The following is a 6,512-nucleotide window of genomic DNA, read 5'->3' as shown; positions in this document are numbered from 1 at the left end:
TACCTGCCTGGCGGATTTCATCATGGTTCGGGATAAAGAAATCCCATCAGAAACCGGATATATGGCTGCACCTACCCGTTTTATTACTGAACTGAAGAAAGCATTGCATTCCGGGAGCGTCCATATACGCTACCCCGCTGGATGAGGGCCTTCTGCGCACCCGTCTGGCGCAGCTCCAGCTGGGTGCGGATAAGGTCACTCTACCGCTGGCGGCGCTCAGCGGCGGCGAGCGTCTGAAAGCGGCCCTGGCGTGCGTGCTCTGGCGACGCGATCCCGCCCAGCTGCTTTTGCTGGATGAGCCGACCAACCATCTCGATTTAGCGTCGACACAGGCTATTGAAAGCGCGCTGGCGGCGTTTCCCGGCGCGATGCTGGTGGTGTCACATGACGAGGCATTTTTACACGGTTTGAAGCTGACCCATAGTCTGGCGTGGCGGGAGACGGGCTGGCACTTTTCCCTGCTCTGAATGCCCAACAGCCGCCATTGTATGCTGGCGGCTGTTGGCGACAGATAAAAAAAATCCCCGCCATCAGGCAGGGATTCTCGATTCTTAGCGGCTTGAACTTACAGAGAAGTTACGTTGCCAGCTGCCGGGCCTTTAGCGCCGCTTTCGATGGTGAAGGAAACTTTCTGACCTTCGTCCAGGGATTTGTAGCCTTCGTTCTGGATAGCAGAGAAGTGTACGAACACGTCTTTAGAACCATCGTCAGGAGTGATGAAGCCGAAGCCTTTGTCAGCGTTGAACCATTTTACGATACCAGTCATTTTACCGGACATAGTGAATTACCTTTAAAAAAAATAAGTGAGCCTTGCGGCGTAGCGGTCTGGACTACAGATTTAAACCGATAAAGGGAAAGTTCACTACGGGGGTATCTTTGGATAACCTTTGAAGGACTGCTCTATTCGACTGCTCTGTGGTCTGTACATCAAACCTGCGAGCATTAACGCACGTTCAGCACCTGATAGCAAACTTTTTTTACGGTGCAGCGGCAAAAGCCCCCTTACTGACCCATGCCGCTGCGCGCTGGATTAATCGAGTAACTGTCGTGAAAGCTGTGGATTGGCCTGAATCAGGCGCATCAATTTCAGCTCGGTAGGGGACGGTCTAACCCGTCTCGACTCCCACTCTCTTACCATGGCGACGCTCACGCCCATGGCGTTGGCGAAGTCGTCAATCTTAAGTCCAGTGCCTTTACGCAGTTGTTCAAATTCACTAAACACAGTGGACTTACGGTTTGAGGTAATTATCTGATTATCATCCTTAAAAACGATGTGTTCCAGGCTGCTCAGCAGTTCAAACACAGGATCTTTATATTCCATTGAGAACTCCTTTTATCACACAGCGGAAGAGATTTTTCTAAAGCTCTTTAAGAATAGTCAGAAAAAGGCACCCGCGATGGTAACGTCCGTGATTATTTGCCAACAGGCAATCGAATCGGGCCCGGCAGCCAAACGGCAGTAGGGCCTAATAGAATGATTATTAACGGTATCAAATGGCTTCGAAAATTTTTGTAAACGGATAAGAAAAAAGCAGATAAGCCGGCGCAGTGCCGCCGGCTTAGCGATCAGGCTTTCTGCAGGCCTCTCGCGTCGTCCGCGTTGGCCGGTGCGGGTTTACTGAACCGGTATTTGATCAACAGCGCGATGGCTGACAGGAACGCCGGGATGGCCAGCAGGGTGAATATGGTCTCAAAGGAGAGCTGCGCCTGCATGAGGAAGGCCCCGCTGAACGCGCCAAGGATCCCGCCGAAGCGGCCGATACCCAGCATCCAGGCGACGCCGGTGGCGCGCCCCTGCGTCGGGTAGAAGCCTGCCGCCAGCGCGGGCATCGACGACTGCGCGCCATTCATAATGCTACCGGCGATAAACACCATCACCCCCATCAGCGCCAGGCTGCTGGTGGAGAAACCGACCAGGCAGACGCAAACGCCAGTCAGCAGCCAGCCAACGGCCACCACCTTGTTGGGATTGATCTTGTCCATCAACGCGCCGAGGATCAGCACGCCAATTCCGCCGCCCAGCGGGAACAGGGCGGTGATAATGGAGGCCTGACTCATCGAGGCGCCGGTTTCGCGGATCAGCAGCGGCAGCCAGCTGGTCAGAAGATAAAAAATCAACAGCCCCATAAAGTAGGTCAGACACAGCATCACGGTACCTACCGCGTAGCGAGGGGAGAAAATGACGCCGATAGACGATTTCTCTTTTACCTGGCCTGCTTCGCGCAGCTCAAAGTCGACGACGTCCGGTAACGGCGCGATGCGCTTCAGGATGGCGGCAATGCGCTGCGCTGGCTGCTGCTTCACCACCAGATAGCGGGCAGACTCCGGCAGCAGAAAAATTAACGCCACGGCCAGCAGGAGAGGCATCACGCCACCCAGCACCAGCACGCTCTGCCAGCCATAGTGCGGGATCATCCAGGCGGATAAAAAGCCGCCCAGCGACGACCCCATCGGAAAGCCGACGAACATCAGGTTCACCAGCAGCGCCCGACGGCGCTCCGGCGCATATTCGCTCATCAGGGTGGCCGCATTCGGCATCGCCGCGCCGAGCCCCAGACCGGTCAGGAAACGCAGCAGCGTCAGCTGGTTAAGACTGGTAGCGAAGGCGGTGAGCAGGCTGAATCCGCCGAACACCACGATCGACATAATCAGCACTTTTTTGCGGCCGATACGGTCAGCCAGCGGTCCCGCGGTTAAGGCGCCGACCGCCAGACCCACCAGCGCGGCGCTCATCACCGGGCCGAGCGCCGATTTCTCCACGCCCCATTCTTGTACCAGGTCGGAGGCGATAAATCCGATGATCGCGGTGTCGAATCCGTCCATCGCGACGGTGATAAAGCAGAGCGCAAGGATCATCCACTGGTAGCGGGTGAAGGGGTGCTCGTTGATAAAGGCCTGAATGTCGATGGTTGTCTTAGTCATACGGCTTTCCTGGCAGACTGAGCGAGGGACAGAGGTCTGTTGTTATCGTCGTCCTCGCGTCGTTGAGTTTGATTTGTGCGATAATCGAACGTATCGCCGTTAATCGCTCATTCATCAAATCATTGAAGTGGGGGGCAGGCAATCCAGGCGCGCGCCAAAGCGTGCGATTATCGTCCGTTTAAGGATGCCACGCCGTACGGAGACTTTCTTAGTGCCATTAAAATCAAACGGTTATCTAAAATTCGCTTGCGGAATGTGAAGACCATATTTGTGATGTGCATAACAGACGCTCTACACCGTGACGATGGCGTGCGGAATGGCGTTTTTCCTGCGTAAGATTAGCAGTAAAGGGTATCCTGCGAGGCCGAGCTGGACTATCCTTGTCAGCGTCTGGCACGTGTGTGTCGTTGTGCGCTTTTTTTGGCTGAAAGGAGTAAAAAAATGGCGACAGGAAAGTCCTGCTCTCGCTGGTTTGCGGCTATGGCGGCCTTATTGATGGTGGTTAGCCTGAGTGGGTGTTTTGATAAAGAAGGCGATCAGCGCAAAGCGTTTATCGACTTCCTGCAGAATACGGCGATGCGTAGCGGTGAACGTCTGCCGACGCTGACCGCCGATCAGAAAAAACAGTTTGGGCCTTTTGTCTCTGACTACGCGGTCATTTACGGCTACTCACAGCAGGTGAGCCAGGCGATGGATGCAGGTCTGCGCCCGGTGGTGGACAGCGTCAATGCTATCCGTGTCCCACAGGACTACATGACCCAGCGTGAGCCGCTGCGTCAGGCGAACGGCGCGCTGGGCGTGCTCAGCCAGCAGCTGCAGAATGCGAAAATGCAGGCCGATGCCGCGCATAGCGCTCTGAAGCAGGCTGACGATCTCAAGCCGGTCTTCGATCAGGTCTACGCCAAGGTCGTAACGGCGCCAGCCGACGCGCTGCAGCCGCTGATCCCGGCCGCGCAAATCTTTACCCAGCAGCTGGTTCAGGTGGGGGATTTTGTCGCTCAGCAGGGGACTCAGGTGAGCTTTGTGGCCAACGGCATTCAGTTCCCAACCTCGCAGCAGGCCAGCCAGTACAATACGCTGATTGGGCCGCTGGCGGCGCAGCATCAGGCGTTTAATCAGGCATGGACGGCGGCGGTGAACGCCACGCGTTAATGCCTCATCTGGCTGACGTTGGCTGCGGCGAACGAGCAGGCTGACGGAAAAGATGCAAAAAGAACCCGGGGAGGGCGGTTGCCGCCGTTACCCGGGTTTTTTTATGGCTTATTTTACCTGCGGATTAACGCAGTTTTTCTCTACATTACCGTTCAGGGCATCGATCAGGTTGTCCACCGCGCAGGCCGCCATGTTGTAGCGCGTCTCATGGGTGGCGGAGCCGATATGCGGCAGCGCGACGACGTTCGGTAGCCTCAGCAGCGGCGAGTCTTTTGCCAGCGGTTCGTGTTCGAACACATCGAGACCGGCAGCATGAATTTCACCCGCCTGCAGGGCGGCGATCAGCGCCTGCTCGTCCACCACCGGGCCACGCCCGGCGTTAATGAAGATGGCGGAAGATTTCATTTTGGCAAACTGCGCCTGACCGAACAGATGGTGGGTCTCTTCGCTCAGGGGCAGGATCAAGCAGACAAAATCGGCTTCCTGCAGCAGGGTATCGAGATCGCAATAGCGGGCGTTGAAGCGCTCTTCTGCCTGCGGATGCTGGCGGCGTGCGTTATACAGGATCGGCATGCTGAATCCATAGTGGGCGCGCTGCGCCAGCGCCATGCCGATGCGGCCCATGCCGACGATACCTAAGGTTTTATGGTGCACATCGCTGCCGAACCAGTCTGGCCCAATGCTCTTCGTCCACTCGCCCGCTTTGACGCGCTCCGCCACTTCCACCACCCGGCGCGCGGTGCTCAGCACCAGCGCCATGACCGTATCGGCGACGGTCTCGGTCAGCACGGTCGGAGTATGCATCAGTAGCACCCGGCGGGCGTTCAACGCCTCGACGTCGAAGTTGTCATAGCCAACGGAAACGGTGGAGGTCGCACGCAGCTTCGGCATCTTCTCCAGCAGCGCGGCGTCAACCTTTTCACTGGAGCCCAGGAGGCCTTCAGCCTGGGCGAAGGCCTCTGCGTGCTGCGAAACGGTCTCCGGCTGCAGGTTTTTCACCTGGGTGACGGAAAAGTGTTCCTCCAGACGCTGTAACAGGTCGTCGGGAAGCGTTTTATAGAGAATGACAGACGGCTTCATGCGAATCTCCGTAGTAGAAATAGTTCAGGCGTGATGAGCGCCAAGCGGTAGGTTTTGATTATTAGCAGGCTTAACAATCAAAGTCAGCAATACTGAGGCGAAAAGCGCCACCCCCATAAAAATATAGGAGGCTGCGGGGCTGCCGGTGGCACCGTTCAGGTAGCCGACAAACCACGAGCCGCAGAAGGAGCCCAGAGCGCCCATGCTGTTGATCAGCGCCATGGCGCCTCCGGCGACGTTACGCGGCAGCATTTCCGGAATAATGGCGAAGAAGGGACCGTAAGGCGCATACATTGCCGCACCGGCCACCACCAGCAGGGTGTAAGAGACCCAGAAATGATTGGCGCCGACCGCCCAGGAGCCGATGAAGGCCAGTCCGCCAATCAACAGCAGCGGCCAGACGAACAGTTTACGGTTCTGCATTTTATCGGACGCCCAGGAGACGACGATCATGGCGATAGTGGCCGCCAGATAGGGAACAGAAGAGAGCCAACCCACTTCCACCATCCCCATATTTTCACCACCGCTACGGATAATCGACGGCAGCCACAGTACAAAACCGTACACCCCGATACTCCAGGCAAAGTACTGTGCGCAGAGCAGGACCACGTTGCGGGAGCGGAAAGCCTCGCTATAGTTACGCACCGCCTTGATGCCCTGCTGCTCACGATCCAGTTGTTCCTGCAACGCAGCTTTTTCACTCTCCGCCAGCCAGTTAACCTGCGACGGTTTGTCTTTCACCAGCACCCACCAGCAGAAGGCCCAGATCACCGCCGGCACCCCTTCGATGATGAACATTTCCCGCCAGCCGAAGGCCTGAATCAGGTAGCCAGAAACCACCGACATCCACAGGACCGTCACCGGGTTACCGAGGATCAGGAAGGTGTTGGCGCGAGAGCGTTCTGATTTGGTGAACCAGTTGCTGATATAGATCAGCATCGCCGGCATCACCGCGGCTTCAACGACGCCGAGGATGAAGCGGATAGCCGCCAGCGCCGGGATATTATGCACTATACCGGTCAGCGAGGCGCAACCGCCCCACAGGATCAGGCAGATAAAGATCAGTTTGCGAACGCTGCGGCGCTCCGCATAGATAGCGCCGGGGATCTGGAAGAAGAAGTAGCCAAGGAAGAACAGGGCTCCCAGCAGGGAGGAGATCCCCTTGGTGATGCCCAGGTCTTCGGTAATGCCTGCCGCGGAGGCGAAGCTGAAGTTGGCACGGTCGAGGTACGCCAGGCTATACGTGATAAACACGATAGGCATGATATACCACCAGCGTTTCGTTGCATTTGTTGAGCTATTCATAGGCTTGCCTCTGTCAATGAGGTGACATCCGTCCGTCGAAACGGACGCTGCTG

Annotated in this window: 6 protein-coding genes and 1 pseudogene; 2 read left to right on the top strand and 5 right to left on the bottom strand. The window is 56.8% G+C overall.

The features are described 5' to 3' along the window. Nucleotides 1–119 precede the first annotated feature (119 nt). Nucleotides 120–467: pseudogene (locus CWM57_RS19400) on the top strand (ABC transporter ATP-binding protein); the annotation flags it as partial. A gap of 98 nt (nucleotides 468–565) precedes the next feature. On the opposite strand, the gene cspA reads toward CWM57_RS19400, so the two are convergent. The 3 genes from cspA to CWM57_RS19385 form a co-directional block, all read right to left on the bottom strand. Then, on the bottom strand, nucleotides 566–778 hold the full coding sequence (cspA, locus tag CWM57_RS19395; RefSeq protein ID WP_004126446.1) for an RNA chaperone/antiterminator CspA: 213 nt from the start codon (nucleotides 776–778) through the stop codon (nucleotides 566–568). A gap of 252 nt (nucleotides 779–1,030) precedes the next feature. Further along, nucleotides 1,031–1,321, bottom strand: a complete 291-nt coding sequence (locus tag CWM57_RS19390; RefSeq protein ID WP_061152993.1) for an HTH-type transcriptional regulator — start codon at nucleotides 1,319–1,321, stop codon at nucleotides 1,031–1,033. A 245-nt stretch (nucleotides 1,322–1,566) separates the two neighbouring features. Then, a complete protein-coding gene (locus CWM57_RS19385; RefSeq protein WP_061152994.1) occupies nucleotides 1,567–2,922 on the bottom strand; it encodes an MFS transporter in 1,356 nt (451 codons plus the stop codon). A 441-nt stretch (nucleotides 2,923–3,363) separates the two neighbouring features. Between CWM57_RS19385 and CWM57_RS19375 the strand changes: the two genes are divergently transcribed. Beyond that, nucleotides 3,364–4,074: a DUF3053 domain-containing protein gene (locus tag CWM57_RS19375; RefSeq protein ID WP_061152995.1), complete on the top strand. Its 711-nt coding sequence runs from the start codon at nucleotides 3,364–3,366 to the stop codon at nucleotides 4,072–4,074. Between the two features lie 108 nt (nucleotides 4,075–4,182). Here CWM57_RS19375 and ghrB read toward each other — a convergent pair whose 3' ends face one another. Then, nucleotides 4,183–5,154 (bottom strand): glyoxylate/hydroxypyruvate reductase GhrB, encoded by a 972-nt coding sequence (gene ghrB / locus CWM57_RS19370; protein WP_074386982.1) that lies wholly within the window; start codon nucleotides 5,152–5,154, stop codon nucleotides 4,183–4,185. A gap of 24 nt (nucleotides 5,155–5,178) precedes the next feature. After that, entirely contained in the window at nucleotides 5,179–6,459 is a 1,281-nt protein-coding gene (locus CWM57_RS19365) for an MFS transporter (protein WP_061152997.1), read from the bottom strand. Nucleotides 6,460–6,512 lie beyond the last annotated feature (53 nt).

The organism is Klebsiella sp. G-Nf4 (assembly GCF_002810615.1).
In the GTDB taxonomy this organism is placed as follows: domain Bacteria; phylum Pseudomonadota; class Gammaproteobacteria; order Enterobacterales; family Enterobacteriaceae; genus Klebsiella; species Klebsiella variicola.
The sequence above is the reverse complement of the archived record's forward strand: the minus strand, read 5'-3'. Positions and strand labels throughout refer to the sequence as shown.

What these genes read in the sequence shown, in the direction of transcription:
- cspA (WP_004126446.1), bottom strand. Translation starts at nt 778, where the DNA reads ATGTCCGGTAAAATGACTGGTATCGTAAAATGGTTCAACGCTGACAAA.
- CWM57_RS19390 (WP_061152993.1), bottom strand. Translation starts at nt 1,321, where the DNA reads ATGGAATATAAAGATCCTGTGTTTGAACTGCTGAGCAGCCTGGAACAC.
- CWM57_RS19385 (WP_061152994.1), bottom strand. Translation starts at nt 2,922, where the DNA reads ATGACTAAGACAACCATCGACATTCAGGCCTTTATCAACGAGCACCCC.
- CWM57_RS19375 (WP_061152995.1), top strand. Translation starts at nt 3,364, where the DNA reads ATGGCGACAGGAAAGTCCTGCTCTCGCTGGTTTGCGGCTATGGCGGCC.
- ghrB (WP_074386982.1), bottom strand. Translation starts at nt 5,154, where the DNA reads ATGAAGCCGTCTGTCATTCTCTATAAAACGCTTCCCGACGACCTGTTA.
- CWM57_RS19365 (WP_061152997.1), bottom strand. Translation starts at nt 6,459, where the DNA reads ATGAATAGCTCAACAAATGCAACGAAACGCTGGTGGTATATCATGCCT.